This window comes from Dyella monticola, assembly GCF_003363155.1.
In the GTDB taxonomy this organism is placed as follows: domain Bacteria; phylum Pseudomonadota; class Gammaproteobacteria; order Xanthomonadales; family Rhodanobacteraceae; genus Dyella_B; species Dyella_B monticola.
In genome coordinates this window covers 362387-379744 of record NZ_QRBE01000003.1, presented here as the reverse complement: position 1 = coordinate 379744, position 17358 = coordinate 362387, and the positions used below count along the sequence as shown (strand labels likewise).

Here is a 17358-nt window from a genome sequence, read left to right as displayed (position 1 = left end):
CATACTCATGCTTTCCGCAGAAGGCCTGCAAAAAAGTTTCCGCGCACGCCAGGTGGTGCGCGATTTCGCATTTTCGATTCGCCAAGGGGAAGTGGTGGGTTTGCTCGGTCCGAACGGCGCTGGCAAAACCACCTGTTTCTACATGATCGTGGGCCTGATCGAAGCCGATGGCGGTGCGATCAAACTCGACAAGCAAGACATCACCGGGTTGCCCATGCATTCGCGCGCCAAGCTCGGCATCGGGTATTTGCCGCAGGAAGCCTCGGTGTTCCGTCGCCTGAGCGTCGCCGACAACATCATGGCGGTGCTGGAATTGCGCGAAGGCCTGGATCAGCGCAAGCGCGATGCCGAACTGGAAAGCCTGCTGGACGAATTGAAAATCGCGCACATCGCCGGCCAGAAAGGCATCAGCCTGTCCGGCGGCGAACGTCGTCGTGTGGAAATCGCCCGCGCCCTCGCCGCGCAACCGCGTTACATGTTGCTTGACGAGCCGTTCGCGGGCGTGGACCCCATTTCAGTGGGCGAGATCCAGCGCATCGTTCGGCACCTTAAAGAACGCGGCATCGGTGTGCTGATTACCGATCACAACGTGCGCGAGACGCTGGGTATTTGCGACCGCGCCTACATCATGAACGAAGGTGAGGTACTTTCCCGTGGCACCCCGGCGCATATCCTGGCCGACGAGCGCGTCCGTGAGGTTTACCTGGGGCGGGAATTCCGTTTGTAATACTCCAACTTTGTCGTCCGCTCAAGTCGAATTTGCGCGGTTTCACATCCCTATGCACTACCGTCGTATCTGGGCCACGACAGCTATGGCCGGCGTCCAATCGAAGGGTTAGGATGAGGTCGACTCACCCCTTCGGGCAGGCATGAAACCAGGGCTCCAGTTCCGTCTCAATCAACAGCTGGCTCTTACGCCGCAATTGCAGCAGGCCATTCGTCTGCTGCAATTGTCGCAACTGGAGCTGGCTGCTGAGTTACGTCAGCTCGCCGAGAGCAACCCCCTGCTCGAATTCGACGAAGACGCCAACGCGGAACACGACGAAACCGAAAGCGACGGCGAGTTCGACGACGAATTCGAAACGCCGATCGGCGCAAATGGCGAGGGCTCATCCAGCAGCGATGCCAACGACGAAGCGCCGGAGTGGACCGAACCGGAAATGAGCTCCGACGAGCCCATCGATTTTTCGTCCAGCAACGGCAGCGGCAACGGTTCCTCGAACAATCGCGATGACGAAGGCATCGAGCCGCAAAACGCTGCGCCCGAATCGTTGCAGGAACACCTGCTGTGGCAACTCAATCTCACGCCGATGGATCCGCGTGCGAAAGCGATCGCCACAGTACTGATCGACGCATTGAATACCGACGGCTACCTCGCCGAGGGCATCGACGCAGTGCTCGCCGCGTTGCCGCCACACCTCAAAGCGACGGCTGAAGAAGTAGAAATCGTGCGTCGCCAGTTGCAGCACTTCGATCCGGCTGGTGTCGCCAGTATCGACCTGCCTGACTGCCTGCGCGCCCAGCTCGAACAATTCGACCCCAGCACGCCCTACCGCGATCTGGCGCTGCGCATCGTCGAGAGCGAGCTGGAACTGCTGGCCCGCAATGACATGGCCAAGCTCGCCCGCCGCCTGCACGCGACGGAGGAGGAAGCCACCGCCGCGGCGATCCTCATCCGCAGCCTCGACCCACGCCCGGGTGCGGCGCTGGATACCACGCCGGTCGAATACGTGGCACCGGACGTTTACGCCCGCAAAGACGGCACGCGCTGGCGCGTACTACTCAACCCCGACAGCCAGCCCAAGCTCAGCCTCAACCAGCATTATTGCGGCCTGATCGCGCGGGCGCGCGGCGATGACGCCAGCTGGATGCGCGGACAGCTTCAGGAGGCGCGCTGGCTGATTAAAAGTTTGGAGTCGCGTGCCGAAACACTCTTAAAGGTTGCCGAAGCCATTGTGCGGCGGCAAAGCGCGTTCCTGGACTACGGCCCGGAAGCGATGCAACCGTTGGTGCTGCGCGAAGTGGCCGAGGAGGTCGCGATGCACGAGTCGACGATTTCACGTGTAACTACCCGCAAGTACATCCACACGCCGCGTGGCACGTACGAGCTGAAGTATTTCTTCTCCAGCGGCGTTTCTACCGAAGATGGCGGCAGCGCATCGGCCACCGCCATCCAGGCGATGCTGCGCAAACTTGTCGATAACGAAGATCCGCGCAAACCGCTCTCCGATCAGGCGCTCGCCGAGGAATTGCATAACAAAGGCATTCAGGTAGCGCGCCGCACGGTGGCGAAATACCGGGAAATCCTGCGTATTCCGAGCTCGAGCGAACGACAGCGCAATAGCTGAGTTCAGCATTCCGGTGATGCCGGGAACTTGCGACGCCGAAGAACGATCCCATATTGAAACCAACGTCTAGCTTCACGGTGCAAACGATCATTTCGAGTTTTCGCGAAATGATCCTCGCGCCGATCAACACCGCCCTTGGCGGTCAGCTCTAGAAGGAGGCGCACCATGCAATTCCAGCTCAGTGGTCAAAAGATCGATGTCACCCCGGCCCTTCGCAGTCATGTGGAGACCAAGCTCGATCGATTGACTCGCCTCGACGATCGCATCGTCAGCCTGAATGTGGTTCTTTCGGTCAACAAACTCCAACAACGTGCCGAGGGATCCGTCAAAGTCGTAGGCAACATGCTGCACGCCGAAGCCACCGAGAACGATATGTATGCCTCGATCGACGTATTGTTCGACAAGCTCGTTGATCAGCTTCGAAGATATCGTGAAAAACTGTGCGACAAGCATCAACGTGAAGTGAGAGAAATCCGACAATTCGGTTGAAATCACCTGCCTATAACGCCCTCTCCCCGCCGGGAGAGGGCGAAGGTGAGGGGCCAACGGCCGCCCCCATCCCATCGCCCCTCGGGAAAGACCTCTCCCGCCAGCCTGCCCCGTCATCCGGCTCCTCGCAAGAAAAGGCGAGCCGCCGCGCCCGCCCCTCCCGTATGGAAGAGCTAGACGTAAAAACTGGCACAATATCCTCTGCCGCCGCCTCAATGAGGTCGCCACGCGGCACAGAGGAATCTCTTGGAACGACTCACCGCCCGACAACTCTTCGACGATATCCACGAGCGCATGGGATTGCGCTGGGTGGCTGGCATGCGCGGCGAAACGCGCGTGCTCGAATATGGGTCCACGCCGGCCCGGCGCCCGTCGCTGGTGGGTTATCTCAATGTCATTTACCCGAACAAGATCCAGATCATCGGTACCGAGGAATTGAGCTATCTCGATAGTCTGGACTCGCGTCAGCGCTGGGAAGTGGTTCACAAGGCCGCCGCCACGCGTCCAGTGGCGTTCATTGTCACCAAAGACCAGCCGATCCCCACGGATCTGCGCGAAGTAGCGGAAGAAACCGACACCCCGCTCTGGATCAGCGCCAAGCGCGGTCACGAGTTGCTCACCTGGATGCAATACCACCTCGCGCGCACCATGGCGCCGCGCGTGACCTTGCACGGCGTATTGCTGGAAGTGTTTTCCATCGGCGTGCTGATTACCGGCGATGCGGGCTCCGGCAAGAGCGAACTGGCGCTCGAACTGATCAGCCGCGGGCATCGCCTGGTGGCCGATGACGCCCCCGAATTCACGCTGATCGCGCCGGACGTCATCGACGGCGCCTGTCCTGAACTCTTGCAGGATCTGTTGGAAGTACGTGGCCTTGGTGTGCTCAACGTGCGCGAAATGTTCGGCCACACCTCGGTAAAGACATCCAAATACCTGCGTCTGGTTGTCCATCTCAAACCGTTGCGCGATGGCGAGAATACGGATGGGCTCACCCGCCTGACGGGTGACGTGGGCCATCGCGAAATCTTCGACGTGCAGGTACCCATGATCACCCTCCCCGTCGCGCCCGGCCGCAACCTGGCGGTACTGGTGGAAGCGGCGGTGCGCAGCCATATGTTGAAGAGCAAAGGTATCGATCCGGCCCAAAGCTTCATGGACCGCCAGGCGCATCAGATGCGTCGGCTGCCCCCTTGGTGATCGCATGAGTCAATACGAACGATTAATCGACAACGACGATCCCAACGCCATCCACCTGGTGGTGCTCACCGGCATGTCCGGCGGCGGCAAGACAGTCGCCCTGCGCGCGCTGGAAGATCTGGAGTTCTACTGCGTCGACAACCTGCCCAGCGCCCTGCTCCCGCAGCTGGTCGAAGCGGCTACGCGTGGCGATAGTCATCGCCGGCGCATTGCCGTGGGCGTGGATGTGCGCAATCGGGACGAAGATTTCCGGCACATGCCCAAAGTGCTGTCGGTGCTCGCGGCCACCGTGCACGTACACCTGATCTTCCTCGACTGCAGCGATGCGGTGCTGATCAAGCGCTATTCGGAAACGCGCCGCCGCCATCCGCTGGCCGTACGCGGCATGTCCTTGGCCGATGCCATCGCCGAGGAGCGCCGGCGGCTTCGCCCGCTGATGGCGATCGCCGAACGCGTGATCGATTCCAGCGAACTGAACGTTCACCAGTTGCGGCGACTGATCGCCACCGGCTACGCACAGACCGCCGACGGGCTCACGCTGATGTTTCAGTCCTTCGCCTTCCGGCGAGGACTGCCACTGGACTCGGATTTCGTCTTCGACGCGCGCTGCCTGCCCAATCCCCACTGGGAACCCACGCTGCGCCCCTTGTCTGGCAAGGATGCGCCGGTGCGTGAGTTCCTGGAACGTCAGCCGGAAGTAAGCGAGTACGTCGCCGATACCGCACGCTGGCTGGACGCCTGGCTGCCCCGCTTCGAAGCGGACGATCGCAGCTACGTCACCATATCCATCGGTTGCACCGGCGGTCGCCACCGTTCGGTGTATCTGGTCGAGAAACTCGCCGCGCACTATCGCACTACCCGCGAAGGCGTTCTCACTTTTCATCGCGAACTTGAGTGATGTTTATGTTGTCTTTGACAAACCTGAAAGAAGCCGCCGTGTCATGACTGTCGGCGTGCTTCTGATGACCCACGAGTCGGTTGGACAGGCGCTGGTGAAAGCCGCACGTCACGTGCTGCCCAAGCTGCCGCTGAGAGTCGCCACCGTGGAAGTGCCCGCACGGGCCGACCCCGATGTCACGCGCACGCTGACGGCCAAGCATGCGCGGGAACTCGATCAGGGCGACGGTGTGCTGGTGCTGGCCGATCTGTATGGCGCGACGCCCTGCAATATCGGATTGTCGTTGAGTGCGGCGGGCGTAAGGCTGCGCTGCGTTTCGGGATTGAACCTGCCCATGCTGCTGCGCGTACTCAACTATGCCGACAAGCCGCTGGATGAACTTGCTGAAATCGCGGCCAGCGGCGGTCGCGGAGGAATCTTCATCGATCATGCTTGAAAAAGATATCGTCGTCTCCAACAAACTGGGCTTGCATGCCCGCGCATCGGCCAAGCTGGTGCAACTCGTGCAAAGTTTCAAATCCACCGTATGGCTGATCAGCAAGGGCCGCGAAGTGAATGCCCAAAGCATCATGGGCGTGATGATGCTGGCAGCGGGCATTGGCACGCCGCTCACCATCCGTGCCGATGGGCCAGACGAATCGACGGCGCTCAGCGCCGTGGCAGATCTGTTCGAACGCAAATTCGATGAAGGGGCATGAATGAAGCAGCGCACGGGGCACACAGAACAGGAAACACGCACCGTGCGTGTGGCTTACCTGCGTCACCCTGCTGGCGTTTGCCATGCCTCGTCCTGGGCTCCTGACGCCCATGCCGGATCAAGCCCATGAGGCAAATCCTCTCGGGCACCATGGCCTCGCGCGGCATGACCCTGGGCCGCGCACGATTGGTCCAGCCCAGTCGCTACCTGGTCGATACGCGACCGCTTACCGAAGAAGAAATCCCCTCCGAGCTCGAGCAACTTCATAAGGCGCTGGACACCGCGCGACAGGAATTGCACGAACTGCGCGGCAAGCTGCACGGTGCGTTGGCACGCGAAGTCAACGAATTCATCGACGCGCACAGCCTTCTGCTTGACGATGCGGAGCTGCTGCGCGGCCTGGATGAAATGATCACCATCGGCCGCTACCGCGCCGGCGCTGCGTTGAAGAAACAGCGCGACCGTCTCGCCAATGTGTTTGCCGCGATGGATGACCCTTATTTGCGCAGCCGCATGGAAGACGTCGACCAGGTCATCAGTCGCGTCATCTCCGCGCTGCAACGCCAGACCAGTGCGGAGGAACGCAAGCTGGCCGCGCGCGTCGGTGAGATCCTGGTCGCCGATACCATTGCGCCGGCGGATATGGCGCATCTGGCCGGCAACGGCCTGCTGGGCGTGATCACCAGTTCGGGCAGCCCGTATTCGCACAGCGCCATCCTCGCGCGCAGCCTCAACCTGCCGATGCTGGTGGGCACGCGCGATGCGCTTGCCACCATCCACGACGACGATCTGATCCTGCTCGATACGGAGCATGGCGAAGCCGTGGTGCATCCCAATGCACAGGATCTCGCCCGCTACCGCGCGTGGCAGCGCGAATCGGCGCTGGAAGGACGGCGCCTGGCAACTCTGGCGAACGCACCCACGCGCACGCGCGATGGCGTGGATATCCGCCTGCTCGCCAACGCCGAATCGGCCAGCGACGTCGCGCTCGCCCGTGCGCGCGGTGCGGACGGTGTCGGCTTGTATCGCACGGAGTTCCTGTTCCTGCGCCACAAGGGCTTGCCATCGGAAGATGAGCAGTTCAACGCTTATCGCGACGTGGTCCTAGGCATGGGCGGTGCGCCGGTAACGATCCGCACGCTCGACCTCGGCGCCGATAAAGCCGATGCAGCGGGCCTGGCTATTCGTGGCGAAGAAAACCCCGCATTAGGTGTGCGCGGGGTGCGCTTGTCACTGCGTCATCCGGCTGTGTTCACCACGCAGATCCGCGCCATCCTGCGCGCAGCCTGCTACGGACCCGTGCGCGTGCTGGTGCCGATGGTGACGCAACCGGATGAACTGATCGCGGTGCGTACCTTGTTCAAGCTCGCGCGACAGGAACTCAAGCGCGAGAACATCGACCTGCCGGAAAAACTGCAGCTAGGCGCCATGATCGAAGTGCCGGCCGCAGCGCTCAACGTGCGGGCGTTGCTCGAACATGCCGATTTTCTCGCCATCGGCACGAACGATCTGGCGCAGTACGTGCTCGCCGCCGATCGCGGCAACGATGCGCTGGAGAACATCTACAACCCACTACAGCCGGCGTTGCTGCGTTTGATCTCTCACGTCATCTCCGCCGGCCGGCGCGCGGGCAAGCCGGTGAGCCTATGTGGCGAGATCGGCGGCGATGAAAACTTCACGGCCTTGTTGCTTGCGCTTGGCCTGTGCGATTTCAGCATGCATCCCAGTCGCATCCTGCATGTGCGCGATCGGCTCACCTCGCTCGATCACGCCAAGTTGCGCAGCTTTGCACCGCGGCTGATTCGTGCACGTACACATGAAGAAGCCGAGGCGATGCTGCTGGCGATTACCGGCGGGTGTGGCGAGCATTGATCACCTGCCCCCCGGCTTTCGCCGGGGCCACGAACTAGTGATGATGTCGGCCAGTGGTGACACTGTGATCGCTTACGGAATGCAAAAACGCCTCGAGCGCCGCGCCGCGATATTTTTCCCGATGCACCAGCATCGAAAGCTTCCGCCCTAAATCCAGAAACGGCGTTTTCAATGCAACCAGGCGCCCCGTCGCCAGCGCATCGATCACCGCCACTTCGGGCAAACAGGCAATGCCCAAGCCTGCCGTTACCGCCTGCTTGATCGCTTCGATCTGATCGAGCTCCATCACTGTTTCGCCCGGCGGCAACTGTGCCAGCGCACGCTCGGTAGTGCTGCGCGTGGCTGAGCCCGGTTCGCGAAAAATCCAGCGCGCGCCGGCAAAATGTTCAGGCTTCAAGCCGCGCTTCTTTGCCAGCGGGTGATCCGGCGGCGCGCAGACGACTAGTGTGTCGTCGCGCCAAGGATGGACTTCCAGCAGCGGATGGGTAACAGGTCCCTCCACGCAGCCAACATCCAGGCTGTGATCCAGCACAGCTGCGGCGATGCCGTCCGTGTTCGCCACGCGCAAGCGAATGGCCACCTGCGGATAAGCGCGCACGAACTCGCCGAGCAACTCACCCACGCGGTAGTTGCCGACCGTGTTGCTGGTGCCGATGCGCAACTCGCCGGCGAGCACGGTGGTTTTGCCGGTGGCACGACGCCCGAATTCGGCATGGCGTTCGAGCAGTTCCTGGGCGAGCGGCAGCAGTTCGCGCCCGCGCGCGTTCAGCCGCAGCCGGCCGCGCTCGCGGTCGAATACGGGGGCGTCGAGTTGCCGCTCCATTTCAGCCAAGGCCATGCTGGCGGCCGGCTGGGTGAGGTACAGGCGCTCGGCGGCGGCGCGCACGCTGCCGTGCAGGGCGATCTGCACGAATACATCGAGCTGACGCAGGCTGACGTTGATCATCAGCCTATTTTATGGGTTCGATTAGATATTTCAAATTTTCCTAATACATGACGAATCGGACAATAGCTCCATCCCCCGGAGTTGTCCGCCATGAATGCCATCTCGATCTCCTCTGCCTCACCTGGCCTGCGCCTTCGGGCTTCTGGCCTGCTGCTCGCCCTGGGCATCGCCCTGGTAGCGTGGTGGCTGGGCCGCGCGGTGCCGCTGATTGGCGGCCCGGTGTTCGGGATCCTCATCGGCATCGCCGTGCGCAACCTCTTTTCCCCGGGCGAGAGCTTCAATCCAGGCATCCAGTTCGCCAGCAAGCAGATCCTGCAGTGGTCGATTATCGCGCTGGGGTTCGGCCTAAGCCTCACCCAGGTGGCGAAAACCGGACTGGAATCGCTATCGGTGACGCTGGTGACCATCACGGTAGCCTTTGGTACCGCCCTGCTGCTTGGCCGGGTGCTGAAGGTGCACGACAAGCTCAAGCTGCTGATCGGCGTGGGCACCGCGATCTGCGGGGGCTCGGCCATTGCTGCGGTGACGCCGATCATCAAGCCGGATGATCACGACACCGCGTTCGCGATCTCCACTATCTTCTTGTTCAACATCATCGCGGTGCTGTTGTTCCCGCTGCTTGGGCATGCGTTGCATCTTTCCGACCTGGGTTTTGGTTTGTGGGCCGGGACCGCGATCAACGACACCTCCTCGGTGGTGGCCGCGGGCTACAGCTACAGCACCGGCGCAGGCGATTACGCCACGATCGTGAAGCTCACGCGCGCCACGCTGATCATTCCCATCTGCCTGATCCTGGCCCTCGTGGTGGCCATGCGCGAAAAGCGCGCTGCCAAGCACGCTGGCGTGGCTAGCCATTTCAGCCTGCGTCGGATTTTCCCGTGGTTCATCCTGTGGTTTCTGGTGGCATCGGCCGTGCGCACGGCAAACGTGTTGCCGGCGGCGATCCTGCCGACGATTCACCTGGGTGCCGAATTCATGATCATCGTGGCGCTCACCGCAATCGGCTTGTCGGCCAATCTGCGTAAGATGGCTTCGACGGGTGTACGACCGATTCTGCTGGGACTGGGGGTATGGGCTGCGGTATCGATCAGCAGCTTGCTGGTGCAGTTGGTGATCGGCCAACTCTAACGCCGTAAGAGGCCCGCGCTTACGGGGGCGGCTCCTTTCCTTGCTCCACCAGCGTCAGCGCGACCTTGTCGCGTAGATACACCGGCAAGGCCTGCTCGGGCGCTACCGCGCGGCCAGCCTTGAACTCGCGCACGGCCAGGGTGGCGACGTGGCGCGCCTGCGGATAACAGGCGCCGTCCGCAGAGCGCGGTTCCCGGCCCAGACGTTGATGCAGCGCCTCTCGATACGCAGCCCAGCCGGTACCGACCACGTTCCAGGCATCCTCCTGCGGCAACACCAGCGATGAGGCCGTCGTGACACGCTCTTCATCCAGCGCGATCACGCCACCTTCCCCATCATGCTGGTAGCAGGCCGCATAGATCTCGCCCATCCGCGCATCGATCACGGCGAGGATCGCGGCGTCATCCTCCGGCGCCTCCAGCGCCAGCGCAGCCAGCGAGGAAACCGTCACCACTGGGCGATCCAGTGCGATCGCCATACCCTGCGCCAACGACACCGCCAGGCGCACGCCGGTAAACGCACCGGGCCCACGCCCTACGGCGATGGCATCGAGCGCGTGCTTGCCGATGCCCGCCTCAGCCAGCAATTGGTCCGCCATCGGCAATACACGCTCGGCATGACGGCGCGGCGCCAGCTCGGTGCGGGCAATGATCGTCTCGCCATGGACGAGGGCGACGGAGCACGCTTCGGTGGCAGTTTCGATGGCTAAGAGATTCATTCGGCCATTCTCGCACCAAGTGCCGCTCTAATAGCGCTTGGCCTTGGGGTTGTAGTAGCAGGTATCGCTCGCATCCAGCAATTGACGCATCGCCGGTCCCAGATGCTTGAAACCGTGGGCAGCCAACACCTCCTTCTTGCCCGGGATGTCGTACTGACCGGAAACGCCTTCGTGTGAAGAACCCTCCGCTGGCAACGCTGGTCGTTGTAACTGCTCCGGCCAGTGCTGGGCATGCAGCGTCAGCGCCGGGCACCAGTGCCGGTTATCGGGATGGACCGGCTCGCGTTCCTTGATGTGGATCACCGCACGCTCGCCGAATTCGGTCACAAACGCGCGATAAAAATCGTATTCCAGCGTGTTGTCGAGGGTGGGTTGAATGCCATCGATCATCTTCAAAAATCGCGGATCGTTACGCGCGATGAAGAACTGCGTCGACAACGTCTGTTTGCGCTTCACGCCAAAATCGTTGCCCATGGCATTGAGCACCCGGGCCACACCCAGCTTCACTTTTGCGAAGGGATGCCGCAGGCGGCGCCACTGCACGCGCTGATCGGTACTCCATGTGGATGCCGCCAGGTAAGCATCCGGATGGCGATCAAGCAGCTCGATGTAACGCTCGATCACTCCCTGATCGAACACCCAGGTATCGGCCTCCACGTGCACCAGATACTGCGGGTTGTAGATCTCCACCGCAGCGCGACAGGACTGCTGCAGCAAGTTCAGTGCACCTTCGATGACGTCGCGCGGCTGGCAACGCACCAGCACGTCTTCCATGTGCGGCGCGTAGCTGGGGCCTGAGCAGGCATGCACGATCGGCCAGGAGTGGGGATAGTTAAGCTTGATGATTTCCTGATTGATCCGCGCGCAGTCCGGGCGCTCGTGGTTGGTCATGCACACTACCACCCTGGGTCGAATGCCTCCCGTGGCCGGCTTGGGCGGCCCTGCTGTGACGATATCGACCTCGTTCCGTATTTCCATGCGCCCGATCCCGATGGAATGCCTGTGAAATCAACCAAGAACTATAGCGGATGCGCTAACCGCTCCCCCGGGGCATCCGCAGGGGAGGGTCGGGCATGGGGCCGCACGCGCTCGCGGGGCAGCTTTAACGCGTCGCGAGGTTGTTTCACCTCACCCTAGCGCCCCTACTACACGCAGGGGTGGGAGCTCATCGCTTTGGCACACCCTCCCCCGCCCCTTACAATGCGGGTTTGTTCGTATACCTATTCACGCGCGCCAGCCCCGGCGCGCCACCGCGAGTCCCCGATGGAAAAGAGTTTCGAGCCCCGCCCGATCGAGTCGAAATGGTATGCCCGCTGGGAAGCCAGTGGCGTCTTCCGGCCGTCCGGACACGGCGAACCCTATTGCATCCTGCTGCCGCCGCCGAATGTCACCGGCACCCTGCACATGGGCCATGCCTTCCAACAGACGGTGATGGACATGCTGATCCGCTACCAGCGCATGCGCGGCATGAATACCTTGTGGCAGGTCGGCACCGATCACGCCGGCATCGCCACGCAGAAAATCGTGGAAAACCAGCTCGCTGTGGAGAGCAAAAGCCGCCACGACCTGGGCCGTGAGCCGTTCGTCGAACGCGTATGGCAGTGGAAGGAGGAATCGGGTTCCACCATCACCAACCAGATGCGCCGCCTGGGCGTCGCCGCCGACTGGTCGCGCGAACGTTTCACCATGGACGAAGGCTTGTCTGCCGCCGTGCGCAAGGTATTCGTGGAGTGGTACCGCGCCGGCTTGATCTACCGTGGCAATCGCCTGGTGAACTGGGATCCGGTGCTGGGCACGGCGGTGTCGGATCTGGAAGTGAACAATGTCGAGCGCGATGGACACATGTGGTCGATCCGCTATCCCGTTACCGATAGCAGTGAAAGCGTCGTCGTCGCAACGACGCGTCCGGAAACCATGCTGGGCGACGTGGCAGTCGCCGTGCATCCGGATGATGAGCGCTATCAGCACCTGATCGGCAAGACGCTGACGCTGCCGCTTACCGGCCGTCAGATTCCGGTGATCGCCGACGACTACGTCGACCGCGAATTCGGTACCGGCTGCGTGAAGATTACCCCGGCGCACGATTTCAACGACTACGCGATCGGCCAGCGTCACAAACTCGCGCCGATCGAGATTTTCACGCTCGATGCCAAGGTCAACGCAAACGCACCCGCGAAGTATCAAGGCATGGATCGCTACGAAGCGCGCAAAGTCGTGCTCGCCGATCTCGACGCCGCAGGCCTCCTGATCGAAACCAAACCGCACAAATTGCAGGTTCCGGTAAGCCAGCGTTCGGATGCGGTGATCGAACCGATGCTCACCGACCAATGGTTCGTCGATCTCACCAGCGAAAAAGGCCGCGAGGCAATTACCGAACCGGCGCTCAATGCCGTGCGTTCGGGCGATATCAAATTCGTGCCGGAGAACTGGACCACCACCTATACGCAGTGGCTGGAAAACATCCAGGACTGGTGCATCAGCCGCCAGCTCTGGTGGGGTCATCGCATTCCAGCGTGGTACGACGAAGCCGGCACCATTTTCGTCGGTGAAGACGAAGCCGACGCGCGCAAACACGCTGAGGTCGCGCCGGTGGGTGCGCTCAAGCAAGACGACGACGTGCTCGATACGTGGTTCAGCTCGGCGCTGTGGCCGTTCTCCACGCTCGGCTGGCCTGAAAAGGGCCCGATCAAGAACGAACGCGGCGACGTGATCGCCAACTGGGAGCAGGACAAGATCTTCCTGCCTAGCGCCGTGCTGGTCACGGGCTTTGACATTATCTTCTTCTGGGTCGCGCGCATGGTGATGGCGACCTTGTACTTCACCGGCAACGTGCCGTTCCGCGAGGTGTATATCAACGCCATCGTGCGCGATGCGGAAGGCCAGAAGATGTCCAAGTCCAAGGGCAATACGCTCGATCCCTTGGACTTGATCGACGGCATCGAGGCGGAGCCGCTGGTGGAAAAATCCACCAAGTCGTTGCTGATTCCGCAGGTACGCGAGAAAGTCGAAAAACGTATCCGCAAGGATTATCCGCAAGGCATCCCCGCCATCGGCACGGATGCACTGCGCTTCACCTTCGCGGCATTGGCCAGCTACAGCCGCACCATCAACTTCGACATCAAGCGCGCCGAAGGCTACAAAGCGTTCTGCAACAAACTGTGGAATGCGGCGCGCTTCGTGCTGATGAATCTGCCGGAAGGTGAACTACCCGCTCCTTCAGGAGCACCAGCCACCGAGGCAGAGCGCTGGATTCTCACGCGACTGAAGCAGACGCTGGTCGAGGTTGATCAACACTTCGTTACCTACCGCTTCGACCTGCTCGCGCAGTCGCTGTATGAGTTCGTGTGGAACGAATACTGCGACTGGTTCCTGGAACTGTCCAAGCCTGCGCTCAATGGAGATGATGCAACCGCTGCAGCGTCCACGCGCCACACCTTGCTGGTGGTGTTGGAAACGGTGTTGCGCGCACTGCATCCGATCATTCCATTCATCACCGAAGAAATCTGGCAATCGGTGGCGCCAAAACTTGGCTTCGGTGCAGAAAGCATCTTCCAGCGCCCTTGGCCGAACGCGAACGACATCGCCATTGATGAAGCTGCCACCGCCGAGATCGAGTGGTTCAAGAACGTGCTCAGCGGCATTCGTCGTATTCGCGCCGAAATGAACATAGCGCCCGGCAAGATCATCCCGTTGCTGCTGGCCGATGGCGATGCCGGCGATCGCGCACGCGTCGAAAAATTTGCAGCGCAGATCAGCTTTCTCGCACGCGTCGAGGCGCCACAGTGGATTGATTCGGGGAAAAATGAACCCGCCGCCGCAGTTGCCGTAGTCGGCACTCTACGCGTACTGATCCCACTCGCGGGACTTATCGACCTCAGCGCCGAGAAAACGCGCCTCAGCAAAGAAATCGCGAAGATCGAAAGCGAAATCAAGAAGTGCGAGACCAAACTTGGCAACGCCAACTTCGTGGCAAACGCCCCCGCTGAAGTGGTAACGCAAGAGCGGCAGCGCATCACCGACTGGAGCACGCAGCTGGGCGCCCTGCGTGAGCAGATGGACAAGCTTGGCTAGCGCAAAACAGTCCCTCTCCCCTCCGGGGAGAGGGCTAGGGTGAGGGCCAACCCCGCGACACAGGTTATACCGAGCAAACCTCCGTTTTCGGTACTCATGCTTGCTCCGCTTACCGCCTTACCTGACACATGCTGTCTCTCGAATGCGGCCCAAGCACACTGAATCATCCGACGGCTTCATCTGCCACCATGCGTAACACTGCGCCGATACCAACGGCTAAGGATCGCGCGTGGCAATTCCCCTGCATTTGTGGCTAAAAGACATCGACGGCAGTGACATCCGCGGCTCAAGCCAAGTCGTCGGCCGTGAGGGAAGCATTGAAGTACTGAGCTTCAAACATGGCATGCATGCCCCCGCCGATAGCGTAACCGGGCGCTTGCTAGGCACCCGCCTGCATATGCCCCTCGTCATCGAAAAAGAAATCGATCGCTCCTCGCCTATTCTCTACATGCGACTCTCGCGCGGCGATACCTTGAGATCCGCCGAAATAAAGTGGTATCGCGTCGATGAGGCCGGCCGCGAAGTCGAATACTTCAACATGACCCTGCGCAACGTGAAAATCGTCGCCGTCACACCTCAAGTCCACAATATCAAGGACCCATCTGCACAGACAAAAAACCACGGCGAAAAGCTTTCTCTGATAGATATCGAAGAGTGGAAGGACCATGACTCAATCGCCACCAAAAGGGGTCCCCCACATATGGACGATTCCGTGTGGCGTACGAATCATCCACTGGGATGCGTGGTCATTTTGCTGATCTAACGGTGGATCATGCGCCTCCAGCACAAGCCATCCGTGCGGCATGATTAAGCAATCACCACTCTTGATGAGACGCTTCAACACTTCTTCATTTGTGGTCAATGCGGGTGAAGCCCTCATTAACGTAACCATCGCCTTTTCTGTCTTGCAAGCAATAGTTCCCTCATCTGATCCAGTGACATGCTCTGGCAATGGCTGTTGGGCCTGCGCGCATGCAGTGGCGACAAAAGCAAACGAAAGCGCGCAGCCCTTGACGAAATGGCGCATACAGCTCCCTGTAAAAGTTCGTCCAGACAAATTGATCCTAGTGATGCGCCCAGGCCGCCACAATCAGCGCCTGCCTACATGGGAGCGTCGTCACAGAAAGAATTTTGGCTGATCGCTAGGAAGAAGGAAGGAAATGGGCTTAGCCGCACCGCAAAGTCGGCTCACGTCCCAGGAAATTCCAGCGTCATCACAATCGCATCCTCACGCCCTTGGTGCGCCGGGTAATAACGTGGCCGTCTTCCAATCTCATGAAAGCCTAGCGATATATACAACGCATGCGCGTTCGGATTAGACGGCCGCACTTCCAGAAACACGCGCTCGGCGCCGTTCCACCGCGCGATATCCAATAGGCGTCTCATGAGATGGCGCCCGAACCCTTGCTCCCGCTCGGACGGGGCAATGCATACATTGAGCACGTGAGCCTCGCCCGCACCGATGGACAGGATGCCATAACCGATGATGCGGCCGTCCGCGCACAACACCCATGACGGGTGGCCGGCCTTCAGGCAGTCGCCGAAAATGCCTATGCTCCATGGAAAATCGTAAGAGGCATTTTCCAGTTCACTGACACGTGGCAGGTCCTCGCGTCGCATTGCGCGCATCTCTAACGAGGGGCGCGCCACGGCAACCATCAGGGTTGGACTCCTGCGGCGAGCGCGCGACGTAGCATTCGCAACGCTTGCCATAAGCGGCGCTTGGCGACCGCTTGCACGAGAATCTCTGAGGGCGTATCGGCCAACACGATGTGCGCATCACGCATGACCTCTGCCGGCAGTACGCGCCCAAGCGCGTGGGCTTGCGCCTGCCCGAATACCAGATAGGCGGGCGCATGCGGTACATGCAGGTTCTCGCCATCGACGGCTTCGATGCATGGCGCACGCGCAAGCTGCGGACCCAAGCCAGATAACGCGCGACCGAGCAGATCCCTCTCGCGCACGCTGCAAGCCGGGGGTATCACGACCACCACGTTCGCGCTGGCGAGCGCCTGGCTGATCGTTGTCGTCGGCACTTGCTCCGGTGCCACCGCAACACTTGCATGCATATCGCGACGGCGCCACGTCACCACGCCCAACGCACGCAGCACGCGGGCGCGATGTGCGGTACTGGCGACACCGGCGTTCATACGGCGCCGCGACGCGGGCGCTTGCGGCGCGTGGCGACGCCCCAGAGCGTGACCACCGGCCCGGACAGGAGATAAAGCGAAAACACCGCCAGCAGCACGCGCGGCGGGTCGACGAAGAACGGCACCAGGATCAGCACGGCAATGAGAATCCACAGAAACGGCACCTTGTCCCCCATCGGCAGGGACTTGAAGCTGTAATAACGCAGGCGGCTCACCATCAACAAGCCTACGATCACAGCCATGAACGGTACGAACATGTCCAGTTCTTCACCGGAGATGCCCCAGTTTTCCATGCTCCAGACGAAAGACATGCAAACGGCCGCCCCCGCAGGGCTGGGCAGACCCTGGAAGTAGCGCTTGTCGATCACACCTACCTGGGTATTGAAGCGCGCCAGGCGCAACGCGGCGCAGACAGCGTAAATGAACGCGGCGGCCCAGCCGATCTTGCCGTAAAGCGGACCATACTCGCGCAGGCTGGAAAGTGACCAGTTGTACATCACCAGCGAGGGCGCCAGGCCGAAGCTCACCAGATCGGACAGCGAGTCGTACTGCACCCCGAACTCGCTCTGCGTATGGGTCAGGCGCGCCACGCGGCCATCGATGCCGTCCAGCAGGGCCGCCACAAAAACGGCAATGGCAGCCTCCGTGAACCGGCCGCCGATGCTGACGACGATGGCATAGAACCCGGCGAACATGGCGCCGGTCGTGAACAGGTTTGGCAGAAGGTAGATACCGCGATGCCGCGGCACCCGGGCTGGTGTCTCGCTCATGAATCCATCCGTGACGGGATGCGGTTCAGTGTAGCAGGGGAGTAGCGAAACACCCCTCCAAACGTGCCAACTCG

Annotated in this window: 17 protein-coding genes; 11 read left to right on the top strand and 6 right to left on the bottom strand. The window is 61.2% G+C overall.

Annotation, left to right across the window (positions count from 1 at the left end; translation table 11 throughout):
• The first annotated feature begins 7 nt into the window (after positions 1-7).
• The 8 genes from lptB to ptsP all read left to right on the top strand — a co-directional run bounded on the left by lptB (position 8) and on the right by ptsP (position 7501).
• Positions 8-727, top strand: coding sequence for an LPS export ABC transporter ATP-binding protein (gene lptB / locus DWU98_RS08005; protein ID WP_115495003.1), 720 nt, complete (start codon positions 8-10; stop codon positions 725-727).
• Positions 728-869: 142 nt separating this feature from the next.
• On the top strand, positions 870-2348 hold the full coding sequence (locus tag DWU98_RS08000; protein ID WP_115495002.1) for an RNA polymerase factor sigma-54: 1479 nt from the start codon (positions 870-872) through the stop codon (positions 2346-2348).
• A 165-nt stretch (positions 2349-2513) separates the two neighbouring features.
• Positions 2514-2837, top strand: a complete 324-nt coding sequence (gene hpf / locus DWU98_RS07995) for a ribosome hibernation-promoting factor, HPF/YfiA family (protein WP_115495001.1) — start codon at positions 2514-2516, stop codon at positions 2835-2837.
• Positions 2838-3083: 246 nt separating this feature from the next.
• The gene (gene hprK / locus DWU98_RS07990) at positions 3084-4034 is read left to right on the top strand and encodes an HPr(Ser) kinase/phosphatase (protein WP_115495000.1); all 951 of its coding nucleotides are present in this window, start codon (positions 3084-3086) and stop codon (positions 4032-4034) included.
• A gap of 4 nt (positions 4035-4038) precedes the next feature.
• Complete coding sequence (gene rapZ, locus DWU98_RS07985) at positions 4039-4932, top strand: RNase adapter RapZ (RefSeq protein ID WP_115494999.1); 894 nt, start codon at positions 4039-4041, stop codon at positions 4930-4932.
• Positions 4933-4975: 43 nt separating this feature from the next.
• The gene (locus DWU98_RS07980; RefSeq protein ID WP_115494998.1) at positions 4976-5368 is read left to right on the top strand and encodes a PTS sugar transporter subunit IIA; all 393 of its coding nucleotides are present in this window, start codon (positions 4976-4978) and stop codon (positions 5366-5368) included.
• Positions 5361-5630 (top strand): HPr family phosphocarrier protein, encoded by a 270-nt coding sequence (locus tag DWU98_RS07975; protein ID WP_115494997.1) that lies wholly within the window; start codon positions 5361-5363, stop codon positions 5628-5630. Before DWU98_RS07980 ends, DWU98_RS07975 begins: the two co-directional genes overlap by 8 nt.
• Before the next feature lie 125 nt (positions 5631-5755).
• Positions 5756-7501 carry a phosphoenolpyruvate--protein phosphotransferase gene (gene ptsP, locus DWU98_RS07970; RefSeq protein WP_115494996.1) on the top strand — a complete coding sequence of 582 codons (1746 nt, stop codon included), beginning with the start codon at positions 5756-5758 and terminating at the stop codon, positions 7499-7501.
• A 34-nt stretch (positions 7502-7535) separates the two neighbouring features.
• Here the strand turns inward: ptsP and DWU98_RS07965 are convergent, their stop codons facing one another.
• Positions 7536-8447, bottom strand: a complete 912-nt coding sequence (locus DWU98_RS07965) for a LysR substrate-binding domain-containing protein (protein ID WP_115494995.1) — start codon at positions 8445-8447, stop codon at positions 7536-7538.
• Positions 8448-8537: 90 nt separating this feature from the next.
• Between DWU98_RS07965 and DWU98_RS07960 the strand changes: the two genes are divergently transcribed.
• Entirely contained in the window at positions 8538-9575 is a 1038-nt protein-coding gene (locus tag DWU98_RS07960; RefSeq protein WP_115494994.1) for a YeiH family protein, read from the top strand.
• A 19-nt stretch (positions 9576-9594) separates the two neighbouring features.
• On the opposite strand, the gene tsaB is transcribed toward DWU98_RS07960, so the two are convergent.
• Both tsaB and DWU98_RS07950 read right to left on the bottom strand, forming a co-directional pair.
• Positions 9595-10293, bottom strand: a complete 699-nt coding sequence (tsaB, locus tag DWU98_RS07955; RefSeq protein ID WP_115494993.1) for a tRNA (adenosine(37)-N6)-threonylcarbamoyltransferase complex dimerization subunit type 1 TsaB — start codon at positions 10291-10293, stop codon at positions 9595-9597.
• Between the two features lie 27 nt (positions 10294-10320).
• On the bottom strand, positions 10321-11271 hold the full coding sequence (locus DWU98_RS07950; RefSeq protein ID WP_147293256.1) for a hypothetical protein: 951 nt from the start codon (positions 11269-11271) through the stop codon (positions 10321-10323).
• 285 nt (positions 11272-11556) lie between these two features.
• On the opposite strand from DWU98_RS07950, the gene DWU98_RS07945 reads away from it, so the two are divergent.
• Positions 11557-14364, top strand: coding sequence for a valine--tRNA ligase (locus DWU98_RS07945; RefSeq protein WP_115494991.1), 2808 nt, complete (start codon positions 11557-11559; stop codon positions 14362-14364).
• 229 nt (positions 14365-14593) lie between these two features.
• A complete protein-coding gene (locus tag DWU98_RS07940) occupies positions 14594-15127 on the top strand; it encodes an Hcp family type VI secretion system effector (RefSeq protein WP_115494990.1) in 534 nt (177 codons plus the stop codon).
• Between the two features lie 425 nt (positions 15128-15552).
• Here the strand turns inward: DWU98_RS07940 and rimI are convergent, their stop codons facing one another.
• Genes rimI through pssA form a run of 3 tightly spaced genes read right to left on the bottom strand, consistent with a single transcriptional unit; the run spans position 15553 to position 17284 of the window.
• A complete protein-coding gene (gene rimI / locus DWU98_RS07935; protein WP_115494989.1) occupies positions 15553-16023 on the bottom strand; it encodes a ribosomal protein S18-alanine N-acetyltransferase in 471 nt (156 codons plus the stop codon).
• Entirely contained in the window at positions 16023-16514 is a 492-nt protein-coding gene (locus tag DWU98_RS07930; protein ID WP_115494988.1) for a hypothetical protein, read from the bottom strand. Before DWU98_RS07930 ends, rimI begins: the two co-directional genes overlap by 1 nt.
• Positions 16511-17284, bottom strand: coding sequence for a CDP-diacylglycerol--serine O-phosphatidyltransferase (gene pssA, locus DWU98_RS07925; protein WP_115494987.1), 774 nt, complete (start codon positions 17282-17284; stop codon positions 16511-16513). Before pssA ends, DWU98_RS07930 begins: the two co-directional genes overlap by 4 nt.
• Positions 17285-17358: the final 74 nt, after the last annotated feature.

Bases quoted from the DNA above. Each gene is read 5' to 3' on its own strand.
- lptB (WP_115495003.1), top strand. From the start codon at position 8: ATGCTTTCCGCAGAAGGCCTGCAAAAAAGTTTCCGCGCACGCCAGGTG.
- DWU98_RS08000 (WP_115495002.1), top strand. From the start codon at position 870: ATGAAACCAGGGCTCCAGTTCCGTCTCAATCAACAGCTGGCTCTTACG.
- hpf (WP_115495001.1), top strand. From the start codon at position 2,514: ATGCAATTCCAGCTCAGTGGTCAAAAGATCGATGTCACCCCGGCCCTT.
- rapZ (WP_115494999.1), top strand. From the start codon at position 4,039: ATGAGTCAATACGAACGATTAATCGACAACGACGATCCCAACGCCATC.
- DWU98_RS07980 (WP_115494998.1), top strand. From the start codon at position 4,976: ATGACTGTCGGCGTGCTTCTGATGACCCACGAGTCGGTTGGACAGGCG.
- DWU98_RS07975 (WP_115494997.1), top strand. From the start codon at position 5,361: ATGCTTGAAAAAGATATCGTCGTCTCCAACAAACTGGGCTTGCATGCC.
- ptsP (WP_115494996.1), top strand. From the start codon at position 5,756: ATGAGGCAAATCCTCTCGGGCACCATGGCCTCGCGCGGCATGACCCTG.
- DWU98_RS07965 (WP_115494995.1), bottom strand. From the start codon at position 8,447: ATGATCAACGTCAGCCTGCGTCAGCTCGATGTATTCGTGCAGATCGCC.
- DWU98_RS07960 (WP_115494994.1), top strand. From the start codon at position 8,538: ATGAATGCCATCTCGATCTCCTCTGCCTCACCTGGCCTGCGCCTTCGG.
- tsaB (WP_115494993.1), bottom strand. From the start codon at position 10,293: ATGAATCTCTTAGCCATCGAAACTGCCACCGAAGCGTGCTCCGTCGCC.
- DWU98_RS07950 (WP_147293256.1), bottom strand. From the start codon at position 11,271: ATGGAAATACGGAACGAGGTCGATATCGTCACAGCAGGGCCGCCCAAG.
- DWU98_RS07945 (WP_115494991.1), top strand. From the start codon at position 11,557: ATGGAAAAGAGTTTCGAGCCCCGCCCGATCGAGTCGAAATGGTATGCC.
- rimI (WP_115494989.1), bottom strand. From the start codon at position 16,023: ATGGTTGCCGTGGCGCGCCCCTCGTTAGAGATGCGCGCAATGCGACGC.
- DWU98_RS07930 (WP_115494988.1), bottom strand. From the start codon at position 16,514: ATGAACGCCGGTGTCGCCAGTACCGCACATCGCGCCCGCGTGCTGCGT.
- pssA (WP_115494987.1), bottom strand. From the start codon at position 17,284: ATGAGCGAGACACCAGCCCGGGTGCCGCGGCATCGCGGTATCTACCTT.